Source organism: Ensifer sp. GW821-FHT05G01, assembly GCF_059419585.1.
In genome coordinates this window covers 405,656-423,347 of sequence record NZ_JBWKSC010000002.1, presented here as the reverse complement: position 1 = coordinate 423,347, position 17,692 = coordinate 405,656, and the positions used below count along the sequence as shown (strand labels likewise).

Sequence of the window (17,692 nt, the reverse complement as noted above, 5' to 3'; positions counted from 1 at the left end):
ATCACTCCGCTGCCATCGGTTCTGCGACGAGGTTGTCGCGCGCATTCTCTGCATCCGCCGCCCGGCGGTGCGCCTTGCGACGGGCGAGATAGGCGCTCACCGTGCCGACCACGCCCTTCGGCAGGAAGAGCGTGACGAAGACAAAGAGCCCGCCGAGCGCAAACAGCCAGAACTCCGGAAAGGCGGCGGTGAAGATGCTCTTGCCGCCATTGACGAGGATCGCGCCGACGATCGGGCCGATCAGCGTGCCGCGCCCGCCGACCGCCGTCCAGATGACCACCTCGATGGAGTTGCCGGGCTCGAATTCGCCGGGATTGATGATGCCGACCTGCGGCACGTAGAGCGCGCCGGCAATGCCCGCCATCATCGCCGAGACGGTGAAGGCGAAGAGCTTGATATGCTCGACGCGGTAGCCGAGGAACCGCGTGCGGCTTTCGGCATCGCGGACGGCGACCAGCACCTTGCCGTATTTCGAGCGAACGATCGCCGTCGTCAGCACCAGACACAGGGCGAGTGTCACGGCAGATGCGGCAAAAAGGGCTGCCCGCGTGCCTTGGGCCTGGATGTTGAAGCCAAGAATATCCTTGAAGTCGGTCAGGCCGTTGTTGCCGCCAAAACCCATGTCGTTGCGAAAGAAGGCAAGCAGCAGCGCATAGGTCATCGCCTGGGTAATGATCGAAAGATAGACGCCGTTGACCCGCGAGCGGAAGGCAAACCAGCCGAAAACGAAAGCGAGCAGCCCGGGCACGAGCACCACCATCAGTGCTGCAAACCAGAACATGTCGAAGCCCTGCCAGAACCAGGGCAATTCCTTCCAGTTGAGGAACACCATGAAATCCGGCAGCAAGGGATTGCCATAGGAGCCGCGCGCGCCGATCTGGCGCATCAGATACATGCCCATGGCGTAGCCGCCGAGTGCGAAGAAGGCCGCGTGTCCGAGCGAGAGGATGCCGCAGAAGCCCCAAACGAGATCGAGCGCCAGCGCCAGAAGCGCATAGGTCAGGTACTTGCCGAACAGCGACACCAGATATGTCGGCACGTGCAGCGGATGATCCGGCGCCGTCAAAAGGTTGAGCGCCGGAATGGCGACGGCAAGACCAAGCAGGATCGCCACGACGGTGACGATGCTGCGGTCGAGCGACCTGAGCAGAAACGACGTGATCATACTTCCACCGCCCTTCCCTTGAGTGCGAAGAGGCCGCGCGGCTTCTTCTGGATGAAGAGGATGATGAGCACGAGCACGAGGATCTTGCCGAGGACGGCACCGGCATAGGGCTCGAGGAACTTGTTGAGGATGCCGAGCGAAAAGGCGCCGACCAGCGTACCCCAGAGATTGCCGACGCCGCCGAAGACCACGACCATGAAGCTGTCGATGATATAACCCTGGCCGAGATTGGGCGAGACATTGTCGATCTGCGACAAGGCCACACCGGCCATTCCGGCGATGCCGGAGCCGAGCGCAAAGGTCAGGGCATCGACCAGGGGGGTGCGAATACCCATGGATGATGCCATGCGGCGGTTTTGGGTGACGGCCCGCATCCTGAGGCCCATCGACGTTCTTTTCAGGAGGAACAGCAATGCGGCAAAGACAGCCAGCGCGAAGACGATGATCCAGAGCCGGTTCCAGGTGATTGTCAGACCGCCGAGTTCGAAGGCACCGGCCATCCAGGATGGGTTGCCGACCTCGCGGTTGGTCGGCCCGAAGATTGACCGGACCGCCTGCTGCAGGATCAGCGAGATCCCCCAGGTGGCCAGCAGCGTTTCGAGCGGCCGCCCATAGAGAAAGCGGATGACACTGCGCTCGATGGCAAGGCCGATAATCCCGGTGACGAGAAAGGCGAGCGGCAAGGCAATCGTGAGCGACCAGTCGAAGAGTTCAGGATAGGACGTGCGGATGACGTCCTGGACCAGGAACGTCGTATAGGCGCCGAGCATCACCATCTCGCCATGCGCCATGTTGATGATGCCCATCACGCCGAAGGTGATGGCAAGGCCGATCGCCGCCAAGAGCAGCACGGAGCCGAGCGACAGGCCGTACCAGACGTTCTGGCCCGCGTTCCAGAAGACCTGCGCCTGTTCGATGCGCTGCAAGGTTGCTTCGATATCCGGCTTCAGGCTGGCATCCGCCGATGAAAGTGCCGAGGTCAGCACGCCCAATGCCTCGCGACCGCCGCTTTCGGCCAGCGTCTTGATCGCCGCGCGCTTGTCGTCGTCGGGGCGGTCGGAGATAAGCAGCGTCACGGCCCGCGCCTCATCGAGGGTCTTGCGCACCGCCCCGTCCTTCTCAGTGGCAAGCGCCTTGTCGATCGCCTCGAGCGCGTCGACATTTGGCGTCTGACGCATGGACTGCGCCGCCTTCAACCTTGCGCCCGCATCCGTGCTGAAAAGCGTCAGACCGCCGAGCGCGCTTCGAACAGCGCGGCGGACTGAATTGTTGACCTTGATCTTCTGCAACTCGCCTTTCGGCACTTCACCGGCTTGCGCGCCATCGACTGGATCGACGAGAACAAAACTGCCGCCCTTCTCCGTAGCGAGGTACACGCTGCCATCGGTTTTTCGTGCGTAGAGATTGCCCTCGCCGAGCGCCTCGAGAACCGGGATGACCCGCGGATCGCCGCTCTTGGCAAGCGCTTCAATGCGATCGTCGAGCTCGGAGAGCTTTGCTGTCCCGAGCGCGTTGACCAAGGCTGAGAGATCGTCCGCCGCGCGCAACCCGGTCACGTGGGCTGAAACCAGCAGACAAAGGGTGATCAACAGGGTTTGCAGAATGCGATACATCGCCCTCTCGCTTGGGTCTCGCTTGCCCGCGGCAAGCGCCGCAATGGCGGCGTGGGATTTCAAGGTCCCTTCGCCCGACGGGAGCGTCGGGCGAAGGGCTGCCCGCCTATGGATTGGTCATGCAAAGGTTGTCCGGGCAGCAGCGCCACCCGGCAATATCGCTAGGTGATGAAATCAGGAGCCCTTTCCGCCGCACTTACCGGTGGCGACGTTGAAGTTGCCGCACGACATCGGCGCGCGCCAATCGGCGATCAGGTCCTTGGAATCGGGCAGATAATCCGACCATTCGTCGCCGACCACGAGGCCGGGCGTTTCCCAGACCGTCTCGAACTGGCCGTCGCTCTGGATTTCACCGATCAGCACCGGCTTGGTGATGTGATGGTTCGGCATCATCGTCGAGTAGCCGCCTGAGAGATTGGGCACGGAAACGCCGATCATCGCATCAAGCACCGCGTCGGTGTCGGTCGTTCCGGCCTTTTCGACCGCCTTCAGCCACATGTTGAAGCCGATGTAATGAGCTTCCATCGGGTCGTTGGTGACGCGCTTGTCGTTCTTTGTGTAGGCCTTCCAGGTCTTGATGAACTCGGCATTGGCAGGGGTGTCGACCGACTGGAAGTAGTTCCAGGCGGCGAGATGACCGACGAGCGGTTTCGTATCGAGGCCGGCAAGTTCCTCTTCGCCGACGGAGAAGGCGACAACCGGGATGTCCTCGGCCTTCACACCCTGGTTTGCCAGTTCCTTGTAGAACGGCACGTTGGCGTCGCCGTTGATGGTCGAGACGACGGCCGTCTTTTTGCCGGCGGACCCGAACTTCTTGATGTCTGAAACGATCGTCTGCCAGTCGGAATGACCGAACGGCGTGTAGTTGATCATGATGTCTTCGGGCTTCACGCCCTTGGAAATCAGATAGGCTTCGAGGATCTTGTTGGTCGTGCGCGGATAGACGTAGTCGGTGCCAGCCAGAACCCAGCGTTCGACGCTTTCGTTTTCCATCAGGTAATCGACGGCCGGGACAGCCTGCTGGTTCGGTGCGGCACCCGTGTAGAAGACGTTGCGCTGGCTTTCCTCACCCTCGTACTGCACGGGGTAGAAGAGGATCGAATTCAGCTCCTCGAAAACAGGCAGGACGGATTTGCGCGACACCGACGTCCAGCAGCCGAAGACAGCCGAAACCTTGTCAACGGAAACGAGTTCACGTGCCTTTTCGGCAAAGAGCGGCCAGTCCGAAGCCGGATCGACGACAACAGCTTCAAGCTTCTTGCCGAGCAGGCCGCCTTTCTTGTTCTGCTCGTCGATGAGCATGAGCATGGCGTCCTTGAGCGTCGTCTCGGAGATCGCCATGGTGCCCGACAGCGAATGCAGAATGCCGACCTTGATCGTGTCGTCGGCGGCAAAGGCGCCGTTGAATGCCGTCGTCGACAGGATCGTTGCCAGGAATGCGCCGGTGACGCGTGCCTTGATATTCATCTGATTGAACCCCTCTCGTTCTGATCGCCGCAACGAGGCTTCGTTCCTTTTGACCGTTGCTTGAGGGATCATCCGCCAGTCCTGCTGCACTGCACATACGTCATTCTACGTAGGTCGAGGGGGCAAAGCGGAAGCAGCGGACCAGCCACGCGCAGCTGGCGGCGCTGCGTTGGCGCTGAAATCCGCACACCGGTCTGGCCGCAACATGATGTTTACGGCTATTAAAAGCGTTCGACGGTCACACGGCCGCGACGAGCATCACAACACAGGTGAAAGACCATGAAAGCACGCATCAAATGGGTTGAAGAACGGACATTCATCGGCGAATCGGGCAGCGGTCACAAGATCGTGCTGGGAACGGCATCCGGTCCGGAGGGGCGCACGCCTGGCCCAAGCCCGATGGAACTGATGCTGATCGGCGCCGGCGGCTGCTCGGCCTACGACGTGGTTCATATCCTTGAAAAGGGTCGCGAGCCGGTCGAGGATTGCTCCGTGGAACTCGACGCCGACCGCGCCGAAGAGGACCCGAAAGTCTTTACCCGCATCCATATGCATTTCGTGGTGAAAGGCCGCGGCCTTTCGGAAAAGAAGGTCGAGCGTGCCGTTGCCCTCTCGCTGGAAAAATACTGCTCGGCATCGGCCATGCTCGCCAAGTCCGCGACGATCACACATGATTTTGTCGTCGTCGACACATCAGCTGTGACCGCCTGAGCCTTTCACGCTTGCTTTCGTCCTCTCCGCATTGCATAAATTTCACGCATAGACTTTTTGTGCCGTGAAAATAGGCATTAACCTGCCAGCAATGCGAGAGATGACGAGGCAACATGGCGGCACGCCAGCGCATCATTCCCGTTCGACGTGAATACAATCGCTGGGTCGCCGACCAGACGCTGGAAGACTATGCGCTGCGCTTCACCGCCAAGAGTGCGCGGCGCTTCTCCTCCGAGCGCATTTCTCAGACGGCGATCGGCGCGATCTCGTTTCTGGCGCTCGAAGCCATCGGCGGCGCGATCACCATGTCCTACGGCACGACCAACGCCATCGTCGCCATCCTGATCGCCAGTCTGATGATCCTGACGGTCGGCCTGCCGATCAGCCGCTACGCCATCCGCCACGGCGTCGATATCGACCTTCTGACCCGGGGCGCCAGCTTCGGCTATATCGGCTCGACGCTGACCTCGCTGATCTATGCCAGCTTCACCTTCATCCTGTTTGCCATCGAAGCCTCGATCATGTCGGGAGCGCTCGAGCTGGCGCTCGGCATCCCGCTTTGGGTCGGCTATATCGTCAGCGCCGTCGTCGTCATTCCACTCGTCACCCATGGCGTGCGCCTCATCAGCAAGTTCCAGCTGATCACGCAACCTTTCTGGATCGTGCTCAACATCCTGCCCTTCGTCTTCATCGCTTTTGCCGATTGGGAGAAGGTCGGCATCTGGCTCGCCTATGCCGGCATCCATCATGCATCCGGCCCCCCGGGCACGCTCGCCCCCTTCGACCTGATCGAATTTGGCGCCGCCTCCGCGGTGATCTTCGCGCTGATGGCGCAGATCGGCGAGCAAGTCGACTTTCTGCGCTTTCTGCCACCGGACGGGCAGCGCAAGCTGCATCACCGCGTTGCCATCTTCCTGGCCGGCTCCGGCTGGGTACTGGTTGGCGCGCCGAAACTGCTGGCCGGCTCTTTTCTCGTCGTGCTGGCGCTTTCCTCCGGTGTCCCATCGACGCGGGCCGCGGACCCTGCGCAGATGTACTACACCGCCTTCGGCTACATGATCCCGTCGGAGACGGCCGCCCTGCTCCTGATGGTTGCCTTCGTCGTCGTCTCCCAGCTGAAGATCAACGTGATGAACGCCTATGCGGGGTCGCTTGCCTGGTCCAATTTCTTCTCGCGCCTCACCCACAGTCATCCCGGCCGCGTGGTCTGGCTGGTATTCAATGTCGCGATCGCCCTGCTGCTGATGGAACTCGGCATCTATCGGCTGCTCGAAGAGACGCTCGGCGTCTTCTCGATCGTGGCCATGGCATGGCTCTGCACCATCTCCGCCGATCTCTTCGTCAACAAGCCGCTCGGTCTTTCTCCGCCTGGCATCGAATTCAAGCGCGCGCATCTGTACGACATCAACCCGGTCGGCCTCGGCGCCATGGCGCTTTCGGCAACAATTGCGCTCACCGCCCATTTCGGCGCCTTCGGTGCCATCGCCGCATCGCTTGCGCCCTACATTGCTCTCATCGTCGCCTTCATCGCCTCACCGTTGATTGCTTGGGGAACGGGCGGCAAATACTACCTCGCCCGCAAGCCAAGAAAGAGCTGGGCGAGCAAAAGTGAGATCACCTGCTCGATCTGCGAACACCCCTTCGAGCCGGAGGACATGGCCTGGTGTCCGGCCTATGCCGCCCCCATCTGTTCGCTCTGCTGTTCACTCGACAGCCGCTGCCATGACATGTGCAAGCCGAAGGCCCGCTTCAACGCACAGGTGGCCACGGTCGCGCACGCCCTTCTGCCCGAAGCCATAACGGCGAAGCTGACGACCCGCCTCGGCCGCTACGCCATTTCGGCCGTGCTCTCGATCGCCGGCATCGGCCTGATCCTGGCAATGATCGCGCATCAGACCGGCAACGCCTCGCCGGAGACGGCTGTCGTCGTCGAACGAACCATTGCCGTCGTCTTCTTCGTCTTTGCCGTGCTTGCCGGCATTGTCTGCTGGTTCTATGTGCTCGCCCATGACAGCCGTGTCGTCGCCGAGGAAGAATCATCGCGACAGAACACGCTGCTCCTGAAAGAAATCGCCGCACACAAGAAGACCGACGCCGCCCTGCAGCGGGCAAAGGAGACCGCCGAAGCAGCCAATCGCGCCAAGAGCCGCTATGTCGTCGGCCTCAGCCATGAACTGCGCACACCACTCAACGCGGTGCTCGGCTACGCGCAGGTGCTTGAGCGCGACGCAACGATCCCGCCGGCGCGGCAGGGCGCCATCAAGGTGATCAAGCGCAGCGCCGACCATCTCTCCGGCCTCATCGACGGGCTTCTCGACATCTCCAAGATCGAGGCTGGCAAGCTGCAGGTCTATTCCAACGAGATCAATGTTCACGACTTCCTCGACCAGGTCGTCGAGATGTTCCGGCCGCAGGCGCAGGCGAAAGGGATCGCCTTCGAACATCGGCGCGCCTCCAGCCTACCACGCTACGTGAAGACAGACGAAAAGCGGGTGCGGCAGATCCTCGTCAACCTGCTTTCGAACGCCTTGAAGTTTACCGAACGGGGCGAGATCCGGTTCGATATCGACTATCGCAGCCAAGTTGCGACATTTACCATCAGCGACAGCGGCCGGGGCATAACCGAGAGGGATCTGCCACGCATCTTCGACCCCTTCCAGCGCGGCGAGGCGGAGCATCTCGGCAGCATGCCAGGTCTCGGCCTGGGGCTGACCATCACAAGACTGCTGACACAGACGCTCGGCGGCGAAATATCGGTCGCCAGCGAACCGACCAAGGGCACGACTTTCAAGGTCCGGCTGATGCTTTCCGCCGTCGACCGGCCGGCCCCGCTTGTCGCGGTGCGCCGGATCACATCCTATCTCGGCGCGCGGCGCACGATCATGGTGATCGACGATAACGCCGACCACCGCGACCTGATGCGCGAAATTCTCACACCGATGGACTTCACCGTGCTGACGGCCGACAGCGGCAAGCAATGCCTCGCCATGCTTGAAGCCCTCACCCCGGATATCTTCCTCGTCGATATCTCCATGCCCGAAATGAGCGGCTGGGACCTCGTTGACAGATTGCGGCGCGACGGCCAGGTGGCGCCGATCATCATGCTGTCCGCCAACATCGGCGACGGGTCGACCACCGGCGCCTTTGTCGGCCACATTGATACACTCGCCAAACCCTTTGGCGTCGGACAACTCGCAGACAAACTCGCCGTGCAACTCGGCCTCACCTGGATCCATGAGGGCGAAGCACCCGAAGAACCCGTTGCCGCATGCGCGGATGCGATGGCACTGCCTGGTCTGCACCATGTGGAGGAACTGATCCGGCTCGGCGAGATCGGCTATGTCAGAGGTATCGAGGCCAAGCTTGCCGAGATCGGCGTCGAACCGGAACATCAGCTCTTCGTCAAGACTGCCCGCGCCTATGTCCAGGCCTTCGACCTCTCCGGTTATGATACCTTCCTGAAGGAAAAAGCGACGATTGGAGCCAGCACCCGTGGTTGAGACTTATGATCGTCGCGACATCGTCCTGCTGGTGGATGATTCTCCCGAAGCGCTCGGCTTTCTGACCGAGGCATTGGAACAGTCTGGTTTTTCCGTGCTGATCGCCACCTCCGGCAATGCCGCCTTGTCGATCGCCGACCGGATCACCCCCGATGTCATTCTCCTGGATGCGGTCATGCCCGGCATGGACGGGTTCGAAACCTGCCTGCGACTGAAAGCCAACACCTCCGTTGGCCAGACGCCGGTCTTGTTCATGACGGGGCTCACGGAGACCGAGCATGTCGTCCATGCGCTCGAAGCCGGTGGCGTCGACTATCTGACGAAACCGATCAACATCGATGAACTGAGGGCGCGAATCCGCGTTCACCTCTCCAATGCCCGGTCAGCGCAAAGCGCCCGCGTCGCGCTCGATGCCGCAGGACGCCATCTGCTTGCCGTTCGAGCGGACGGCGGTGTCCGCTGGTCGACGCCGCAGGCAGCGCGCCTCGTCAATGCCGCAACCGGCAGCGACGAGGGTCTCACGACGGTCGCCCGCCGGATCGCCGCTTGGATGGAAAACACAGAGGCCGGCGGCAAGCGGGAGAACAGTTTTACGCTCGACGATCCCGGGCAATCCGGACTGCAGATCTCGTTTCTCGGTGCGATCGGCGCCAACGAGTACCTGTTCAGGCTGACGGCCGAAAGCCGACGCAGCGACGACGAGATGCTGCGCCAGCATTTCGCCCTGACCCAACGCGAGTCCGAGGTGCTGCTCTGGATTGCCAAGGGGAAATCCAACCGCGACATCGGCGAGATCCTCGGCTTGAGCTCACGCACGGTGACCAAGCACCTTGAGCAGATCTATGTGAAGCTCGGCGTCGAAAACCGCGCCTCGGCCGCAGTCAAGGCGACACAGGTGCTGCACGGGATATAGCCCGCGGTAGCCCGGCATATCCTTCGAAGGGAGCCGGCGGGCGACAAAGCCGGTTGTCGCCCGAGCGATCCCCACTCAGTTGCTGCTCGCCTTCTTTGCGTCCGCGTGGCGCCCGAGAAGGGCGGTGTAGGCGTCGGAAAAGCCGGAAAGCGATAGCGTGATCGGGATCGCCTTGCCTTCCGGCGTTGCCACCGTGACGGTTGCTGCCGCCTTCGCCTTCATCGCTTCGACCAGCGACGGCTCGACGGCACCTTCGACAAGGCAACCCTGCGGCGTGCAACGGCTGAGCGCCATTGCCGCTCCGTAACCGCCAGCCACATTGATCTTGACCCCGTCCTTCAACGCGACGCCGAGCGGCACCGCCATCTGCATCGCAACCGTCTTTCCGTCCGGGCGAAACGCAAGGCTCATCACCAGGATCACCTGCTTGCCGTCGCCGGACAGTGTGCTGCCGGAGATCTGGCAGCGGGCAGGCTCCTTACCCAGTTCGACGCATTGCAGCGCCCATTGCTTGAACTGCTCGGCGGCAGCCCCGGCCTTTGATGGCTGCGCTTGCGCAGGCTTCTGCGCCTTGTCAGAGGTCCCGGCAGACCGCGTCTGCGTCTTGCCGCCGACGGAGTCGATGATCTGGCCGTTTCCGTCTGCGTTTGGGTCGATCAGGATCGGTGCACCTGTTGTCGAGCGGGATGCGGGGGTAGAGAACATCGGCCCCGGCGAGTCCTGCGCCGCCAGCGGCAACGGCGAAGCGAGCACCAAGGCCGTCGAAAAGCCGAACACAAGACGCATCGCGTTCCTGCACGTCATGGGGAGTCCTCCAATATATCTTCGTGCATTTTGTCTTCCACGGAACATTACCTGAGTCAAACAGGCGTTGCCGATTGTGGTTTTATGAAGAAATGCATAAGGATCATGTCTAATCAGGGTTTTTAGATTTGGTGAGGAATATGACTTCGAACCTGCTGTCGCCCATGCGAATTTCCGCCTTCCTCTGCCTGTCGCTGTTGACGAGCGGCACGGTCTGGGCACAGGCCTATGTCGACCAGGTCAACCGAAATGGCGGCAACAAAGCGTATGTCGACCAGATGCCATCCGGCGCAAAACCGAATGTTGCGACGACAAATTCACAAGCAAAAAGAAATACTTCAGCCTCATCTGCTCGACCGGGAAAGGCCGGCGGGCAAGCTGCCTCTTCCGCCAGCTCCAGCACCGTCCAGCGTGCAGCAAGCGATGTCGTGCCCACCGTCGGTGCCGGCTCGTCGGCAATCGTCCGGTTGATTTCGTCCGACACGGAATGGCCCACAGTCGGGCGTGGGACGGTCAGCCGTTAGGTCCTAATGCCGGAACGGTCATGGTTACCATCGCGTTAACCAGATTGTGCATTCCTGCCTCATTTTCGGCCAAAATCGCGGATTCACCCAAAAATGGGACTGCGAACCCATAAAACTTCAGTGGTAGGGAAGCGGTGCAATAAGTTCGCCAGACCAGGGCTGGGCTAGTTCGGTCGGGTGGATCACTGAGGGTAGTCAATCAGTCTCGAAATGCTTTCGTTCCGAAAACTATAGTTTCCGGAAAAGTATATTTGCACGCCTATAGTTTCGGCCGGATCCGGCTCGAGAAGCGATGACGTATGGCTTGCTGCAACTTGCGGCAGCAACCTGACGGGGGAATTATGAAGTTCAAACTGGCAGCTCTTTGTGTCTTTGGTGGGCTCCTTGCGGGATGTCAAAGCGGTCAACAATTGGATACGCCGGCGGCGACGCTGACCGCACCGACGAAGACGACACCGAAGGTCAAGTCGATGCCATTGCCCGAGATCCCGGTCGATATCGCGGTTTATGATTTCCCTGACCTCACCGGCCAGGCAAAGCCCAACGAGGCTTTTGCGGAATACAGCCGCGCTGTCACACAGGGCGGTGCTGCGATCCTGGTCGACGTGCTCAAGAAGACCGGTAACGGCCAGTGGTTCCGGGTCGTCGAACGCTCGGGCCTCAAGAATCTCGTCCAGGAACGAACACTGATCGAGAACACGCAACGCGCCTATGGCCGTCAGAGTGGCCTGCCGCCCGTGCGGTTCGCCGGACTGCTGCTCGAGGGCGGCATCGTCGGATACGATTCCAACGAACTGACCGGCGGCGCCGGCGCACGTTATCTCGGCATCGGTGGCGACGTGCAGTATCGCTCCGACATCGTCACCGTCAATCTGCGCGCCGTCAGCGTGCAAACCGGCGAAGTCCTCGCCTCGACCACCACGACCAAGCAAATCTACTCGGTGCAGGTTCGTGGCGGCGCCTACAAGTTTGCGACCGCCGGCGAACTGCTTGAGATCGAACTCGGTCAATCGCGCAACGACCCGGGCTCGCTGGCCGTCCGGGAAGGCATTGAACTCGGCGTCTATTCACTCGCCGTCGATGGTGTGCGCCAGGGCCTCTGGCACCTGAAGGACCGCACACGCGAAGCGGAGTTCATCCGGTCGTATGAAGAGAAATACGGGAACATCTCGCTTCCCTCCTCATAACAATCTAGCGATGATGCTTTAGTACAAACAAGATTAAAATTGATTCTTCTTAATAACGCGCTGCACTGAGTCTATAATGATTCGGCGCTGCGCGTTTTTTTGTTTTCATAATTGGCGAAATGATTAGCCCAATTTTGGGTGTTTCTATTTTTGTGATTAACTACTACTTAATTACTCTGTAGGAGCGCCTTGTTCAGACACAGGACGCAATGATATTAAACGAATTGTTAACGCTCTAATTGAGTGCGGCGCTTCGGGGCGACCAAGACGCCGGCGCCGAACAAAAGGGAGAAGTCCATGAAATTCTCAGCAAGAAAAACTTTGCTGCTGACCGGCGTTGCCATCCTGGCAATGTCCGCAGCCGCTTCCGCGCAGGAAGCCAACACCGGCTACATCGGCCAGCGCGACGACAGCAACTTCGCCTACCTGTCCCAGGAAGGTGCCAACCGCGGTTTCATCTACCAGCACGGCCAGCAGAACGTCTTTCTGCCGCTGACAGCAGGCGGTGCTGCCGGTGACGCCCAGCAGGGCACGAACGACCTCGGCGTCATGCAGCTCGGTAGCAAGAACGTCGTCGGCGGCAACTTCCTGCAAAAGGGCGAGAACGTCGGCGGCATTGCCCAGTTCGGCACCAACAACCTGGTCGACACCTTCCGCCAGACCGGAAATAACCGCGGCACGATCTTCCAGGGCGGCAATGCCAACATTGCCCGCAACACCCAGGAAGAGGGTGACAGCAGCAACGACGCCGGCATCATCCAGCTGAACGATAACGCGGCCAAGCCCGGCAACTATGCCGAGAGCAACCAGCTTGGCGCGAACGGCGGCGGCAATTTCTCCGGCATCCTGCAGAGCGGGTCCGGCAACGCTGCCATCAACAACCAGACGAACGAAACGTCGTCCAACGCCGTTACTGCCCAAAGCGGCACCGGCAATGCCGGCATCAACAACCAGACCGGCAGCGAAGACGGCAATGCCGGCATCCTGCAGATCGGCAAGGGCAACGGCGCGATCAACACCCAGCAGGGTGGCTCGGTCGACGCAACAGCCGTCATTGCCCAGAACGGCAAGGACAACAGCGCCGTCAACACGCAGACGAATGTCGATCCGACCTCCGCAGCGGTGATCCAGGACGGAAACAGCAACGCCGCTGCCAACGTCCAGACATCGGTGAACAATTCCGACGCCTTTATCCTGCAGGACGGCAACAACAACACGGCCTCCAACCTGCAGTCGCCGGGCAGCCAGACGGGCCCGGCTGACAAGCTGAACGCCTCGATCGCCCAGAGCGGCAACAAGAACAACGCCGTGAACCTCCAGGCCGGCGGTGCCGGCGGCGGCAAGAACAACACGGCGCAGACCGTGCAGGACGGTAATCGCAACACCGCGCTCAACAGCCAGATCGGCGACTACCACAACAACGGCTACAACAACGACAACAAGGCGTCGATCGGCCAGGTCGGCAACGACAATCTTGCTGTCAACACCCAGAACGATGGCCGCAATTCGACGGCAACCATCCTGCAGGGCGGCAAGCGCAACGACGCTTACAACCTGTCTGAAGGCGGCACGAACCACAACTCGGCCATCGGGCAGTTCGGCGACGACAACCTGGCGGTCAACGCCCGCAACCGCGGCGGAAATCTGACCGATGGCAACGACGCGACGATCCTGCAGTTTGGCGACGACAACATCGCGGCCAACTCCCAGAATGACGCTGTCGGCAGCGAACAGTTTACCCGCAACAGCGCCAATATCGGCCAGTTCGGTTCGGGTAACACTGGCACGAATTTCCAGGATACGGGTAGCGACAATGATGCCAACATCGCGCAGTTTGGCACCGGCAACGGTGCGAGCAACGCGCAGGTCGGTGGCGGCGTAGAGAACACTGCCAACATCCTGCAGGTCGGCAGCGGCAACAGCGGCGCCAACGTTCAAGACGGCGGCTCAGAAGCAACCGCCAACATCGTTCAGGGCGGCTCGAACAACGAGGCGACAAACCTTCAGACCAACGTTGATCCGACCAACGCCTCGATCCTGCAGCTCGGTAGCCGCAACACTGCTGGCAACGTGCAGGCGAACCTCATCGACTCCGACGCCCTGATCGTCCAGGACGGCAAGCAAAACGAGGCTAGCAACCTGCAGACCGACGGCACCAACATGGCCACCGTCATCCTGCAGAAGGGTGATCGTAACGTTGCCGGCACGATCCAGGCCGACAGCAGCAATGTTGATGCGTTTACCGTGCAGAACGGCGACCGCAACGAAGCGAGCAATGGCCAGTCTGGCGTAATCGGCGGCACCGCCGGCATCATCCAGGACGGCAACCGCAACGTGGCAGCCAACGTCCAGCTCACCAGCACCGGTGTCGACGCCTCGATCATCCAGTCGGGCAACCGCAACGAGGCAGCCAACCTGCAGTCCGGCGTAACCGGCAGCAGCGCCGCCATCCTGCAGGACGGCCGTGACAACACCGCCGCCAACCTGCAGCTCTCCAGCACCGGCGTCGATGCGACGATCATCCAGAGCGGTCGCTTCAACGAGGCGGTCAACAGCCAGACGGCGTCCTCGCTGTCGAACGCCTTCATCATCCAGGGCGCTGGCGGCAACAACGAGGCTGCCAACGTCCAGAACGACGTCGTCGGCGCGTCAGCCCTGATCGGCCAGTTCGGCTGGGGCAACACCGCCGGCAACCTGCAGCAGGCCGACAGCAGCAATGTCGTCGCCGGCATCCTGCAGGTCGGCTCCGACAACACCGCCTACAACACGCAGGGCGTGACGCAGACGGTTAGCTATGTCGTTCCCGGTTACAACCTTTCTGTCAGCGAAGGTATGCCCAAGTATTGGACGCACGATGAAAAGACGTCTCCGCTCCTGGCGGGTTTGATAGTCGCACCGGGCACCGCATCTGGTGTCGGGTCTGCGCCTGCCGAAGATTCCGTTGCGGTCATCGCCCAGTTCGGCGACGGGAACGTTGCGGCCAACTCACAGATCGGTCAGTTGATCGCCCCGGCAGTCATTCATGTCCAACAGACCGGCACGCTGTATGCCCCAAAGCTTAACGGCGGCACCGGGATAAAGGTCGTACGCCGGGGAGTTACAGTTTTTGACGACCCCTTCCGTTGGTCTCAGGCTTCGCAGGGCCTCACCTTGGATAAGGATGTCACCAACCCGCTCGGTGAAGTGAATGTCCCGACGGTCGCTTCGGCTGCCGGCATCGTCCAGGTCGGCGACGACAACGAGGCCTTCAACTTCCAGACCGTTGCAGCCGGCTCGCTTGCCGCCACGGTTCAGATCGGTGACGGCAACGGTGCTGCCAACATCCAGACCGCAACCCTCGGGGCCGCGGCCGCCATCGTTCAGTCCGGCAACGGCAACAGCGCAAGCAACCTGCAGAACGGCGCCATCTTGTCCGCAGCCGGCATCATCCAGGCCGGTCAGGACAACGTGGCAACCACCACGCAGATCGCAAGCCTCGGCAACGCCGCTCTGACGATCCAGAACGGCAAGAAGAACGTCGCCGGCACGAACCAGTCGAACACGGTGGGCAACACCTCGCTGATCGTCCAGTCGTCGAACAACTCGCTCGCCCTCGTCGACCAGACGGGCGCTGGCGGTCATTCGTCGGCCGTCGTCCAGGCCGGCGCCTACTCCAACGCCTGGATCAGCCAGACGGGCTCCGCCTCCAACTCGGTGGTGCTGCAGTACGGCAGCGGCTCGAGCGACGCCGATCGTAACTATGCGATCGTCAACCAGGGCAACAGCGGCCAGAACTCGGTGGTCATCCAGGCCGGCCGCGCAAACGTCGCCTTCGTCAGCCAGAATTGATCGACAGAGGTTGATCGACATGGTGGGGCGCTTTCGAGCGCCCCACCCCTTCAAGGAGGATCAGGTCATGCGGCTTTTGCAGGCAGTTCGGCTTCTCCAGGTTTTTACAGTCACAATCACTTTCGGTTTTCCAGCGAGTGCCACTTCGATGAACGGCCAGACCATCCTCGGCAATCCCAGCGACCCGCGCATTACGGCATGCGGCGTGCGGATCGATGGACAGGAGATGGCGACGCTCAGACCCTTCATCGAAGGTGCAACCGACCTCAACGGCAATTTCGCCTTTAGCATCGCCACACATTCCCAGGGGGGAGGCAGCACGACCAGCCAGAGGAACCGCTTTTCCGCGGGCTCTCTTGGCGACACGCAGGTCGTGATCAACCGCCCCGGCCGGGTCCGCATTACGCTTGTGGTTACGGACGACGCCGGCAAGACACTCTGCGATCTCGACCAGACGATCGAGCTCTCGCAACCGACGACACGCATCTGACCGAAGAAACAGAAAAACGGGTAGAAGACAGATGAAACGCTCAACACACCCATTCGGCAAAGTTCTTCGCAACGCAATCATGGCCGCAGGCCTCGTAGCGGCTGCCAGCACGGCTGCTGCCGAAGACCTGCTCGTCAGGGATTACAGCACCAACCCGGCCGAGGTGAACGCACTAATGGCGCCGATCCAGCCATTCCTCGGCGGTGAAAGCGGCTCGACGACATCGATCATCCAGCTTGGCCAGAGCAACAATGCCAATGCCGGCATCGAAGGAACGGGAAGCCTGGCGCTTATCCAGCAGGCGGGCACCAACAACCGCGCCGTCCAGGCGATCGAGGGTAACAGCTCGGCCCTGCTTCTCGTCCAGGGTGGCACCAACAACTCGGTGGTGCAGGCAAGCCGCGGCGACAACAATTTCCAGCTCGTCGGCGTCTCCGGCGAGAATAACCAGATCGCCTATATCCAGGACGGCAACAGCCTCGCCGGTGTGCTGGATGTGCGTGATTCCAAGAATTCGACGGTGCTGGCGATCCAGACGGCACAGAGCGGACGGTACATGATGCCGACCGGCCTGCGCGGACTGGAAAACAAGACCGTTGTCGTGGTCCCGGGCCGGATGTACGTTCTACCGAAACGTTGACCGCCCCCGATACTCAAGAAGGAGAATACCAATGAAGTTGCTTCAAACCGCACTTCTCGCGGCAACGGTAACCATCGCGGCAGGCGGAACGGGCTTTGCGTCCGAGCTTGTCTATCGCCCGATCAATCCCTCGCTCGGCGGCGATCCGCTAAACGGCAACTGGCTGCTTTCGCAGGCAAGCGCCCAGGGCGAAGGTGCAAGCGACAGTGGCCCAGGATTCACGATCGACTTCCCCGATTTCGGTGGCGTTCCGCAGCCCAATCCCAACCCGGTGCCGCTGCCAGAGGTGGATGACGGGCAGTAAACCCCGGCGCCAGCAGAAAACGAAAAAGAGCCCGCGACCGCAGGCTCTCCCGAATGTAGATAGACGGCGCGCCTGTCCCCGGGCGCGCCGTCGTGTCTGTTATTGTTCTTAGCGCTGGCTGATGATCGCAACGTTGTTGCGGCCCTGCTGCGAGATGAAGGCCTGGTGGCCGACGCCGGTCTGGCTGATCGAGGCCGAGTTCATGTAGCCGGCCTGCTGGATCAAACCGACGTTGCGTACGCCGCTCTGCTGGATCGAGGCGGTGTTGAAGTCACCGCTCTGGTAGACGAAGGACAGGTTGCCCGCGAGCGACGACGTGTCGTCGGTTGGCGTTGCGACAATCAGGTCCATGACCGGCTTCATGATGGCGGCCGTATCGAGCGCCGAAAAGCCGGCGCCGCCGGTGGCCTGCTGCACGAAGGCCGGCGAAACGAATTCGGTGCCGGCCATGGCGACCGGAGCCGAAAGAAGCGATGCAAGCAATACTGCGGAAATTACTTTAGCGTTGTTCATTTCTTGTCTCCCCGTTCTTGATGAGACAAGTTG

General features: G+C 61.1%; 13 protein-coding genes. 8 read left to right on the top strand and 5 right to left on the bottom strand.

What is annotated here, in order from left to right; translation table 11 throughout:
- Position 1: 1 nt before the first annotated feature.
- From urtC to urtA, 3 genes are all read right to left on the bottom strand, one after another.
- Entirely contained in the window at positions 2 to 1,165 is a 1,164-nt protein-coding gene (gene urtC / locus AC07UR_RS07710) for an urea ABC transporter permease subunit UrtC (protein WP_209789527.1), read from the bottom strand.
- On the bottom strand, positions 1,162 to 2,778 hold the full coding sequence (urtB, locus tag AC07UR_RS07705) for an urea ABC transporter permease subunit UrtB (protein ID WP_209789737.1): 1,617 nt from the start codon (positions 2,776 to 2,778) through the stop codon (positions 1,162 to 1,164). The genes urtC and urtB overlap by 4 nt, the downstream gene beginning before the upstream one ends.
- A gap of 174 nt (positions 2,779 to 2,952) precedes the next feature.
- Complete coding sequence (gene urtA, locus AC07UR_RS07700) at positions 2,953 to 4,245, bottom strand: urea ABC transporter substrate-binding protein (RefSeq protein WP_173421771.1); 1,293 nt, start codon at positions 4,243 to 4,245, stop codon at positions 2,953 to 2,955.
- A 279-nt stretch (positions 4,246 to 4,524) separates the two neighbouring features.
- On the opposite strand from urtA, the gene AC07UR_RS07695 reads away from it, so the two are divergent.
- The 3 genes from AC07UR_RS07695 (at position 4,525) to AC07UR_RS07685 (ending at position 9,369) form a co-directional block, all read left to right on the top strand.
- A complete protein-coding gene (locus tag AC07UR_RS07695) occupies positions 4,525 to 4,956 on the top strand; it encodes an OsmC family protein (protein ID WP_209789526.1) in 432 nt (143 codons plus the stop codon).
- A 113-nt stretch (positions 4,957 to 5,069) separates the two neighbouring features.
- Positions 5,070 to 8,456, top strand: a complete 3,387-nt coding sequence (locus tag AC07UR_RS07690; protein WP_209789525.1) for a hybrid sensor histidine kinase/response regulator — start codon at positions 5,070 to 5,072, stop codon at positions 8,454 to 8,456.
- The gene (locus tag AC07UR_RS07685; protein WP_209789524.1) at positions 8,449 to 9,369 is read left to right on the top strand and encodes a response regulator; all 921 of its coding nucleotides are present in this window, start codon (positions 8,449 to 8,451) and stop codon (positions 9,367 to 9,369) included. Before AC07UR_RS07690 ends, AC07UR_RS07685 begins: the two co-directional genes overlap by 8 nt.
- Before the next feature lie 75 nt (positions 9,370 to 9,444).
- Here the strand turns inward: AC07UR_RS07685 and AC07UR_RS07680 are convergent, their stop codons facing one another.
- Positions 9,445 to 10,173 (bottom strand): invasion associated locus B family protein, encoded by a 729-nt coding sequence (locus AC07UR_RS07680; protein WP_209789523.1) that lies wholly within the window; start codon positions 10,171 to 10,173, stop codon positions 9,445 to 9,447.
- A gap of 934 nt (positions 10,174 to 11,107) precedes the next feature.
- Between AC07UR_RS07680 and AC07UR_RS07675 the strand changes: the two genes are divergently transcribed.
- From AC07UR_RS07675 to AC07UR_RS07655, 5 genes are all read left to right on the top strand, one after another.
- A complete protein-coding gene (locus AC07UR_RS07675; protein WP_234941686.1) occupies positions 11,108 to 11,884 on the top strand; it encodes a CsgG/HfaB family protein in 777 nt (258 codons plus the stop codon).
- Between the two features lie 297 nt (positions 11,885 to 12,181).
- Entirely contained in the window at positions 12,182 to 15,712 is a 3,531-nt protein-coding gene (locus AC07UR_RS07670) for a beta strand repeat-containing protein (RefSeq protein WP_209789521.1), read from the top strand.
- 148 nt (positions 15,713 to 15,860) lie between these two features.
- Positions 15,861 to 16,202, top strand: a complete 342-nt coding sequence (gene csgH, locus AC07UR_RS07665) for a curli-like amyloid fiber formation chaperone CsgH (RefSeq protein ID WP_147294608.1) — start codon at positions 15,861 to 15,863, stop codon at positions 16,200 to 16,202.
- 31 nt (positions 16,203 to 16,233) lie between these two features.
- Positions 16,234 to 16,842 carry a hypothetical protein gene (locus AC07UR_RS07660; protein WP_147294607.1) on the top strand — a complete coding sequence of 203 codons (609 nt, stop codon included), beginning with the start codon at positions 16,234 to 16,236 and terminating at the stop codon, positions 16,840 to 16,842.
- A gap of 31 nt (positions 16,843 to 16,873) precedes the next feature.
- Positions 16,874 to 17,146 (top strand): curli assembly protein CsgF, encoded by a 273-nt coding sequence (locus AC07UR_RS07655; RefSeq protein WP_115422482.1) that lies wholly within the window; start codon positions 16,874 to 16,876, stop codon positions 17,144 to 17,146.
- Between the two features lie 108 nt (positions 17,147 to 17,254).
- On the opposite strand, the gene AC07UR_RS07650 is transcribed toward AC07UR_RS07655, so the two are convergent.
- Positions 17,255 to 17,659 carry a hypothetical protein gene (locus AC07UR_RS07650; protein WP_209789520.1) on the bottom strand — a complete coding sequence of 135 codons (405 nt, stop codon included), beginning with the start codon at positions 17,657 to 17,659 and terminating at the stop codon, positions 17,255 to 17,257.
- Positions 17,660 to 17,692: the final 33 nt, after the last annotated feature.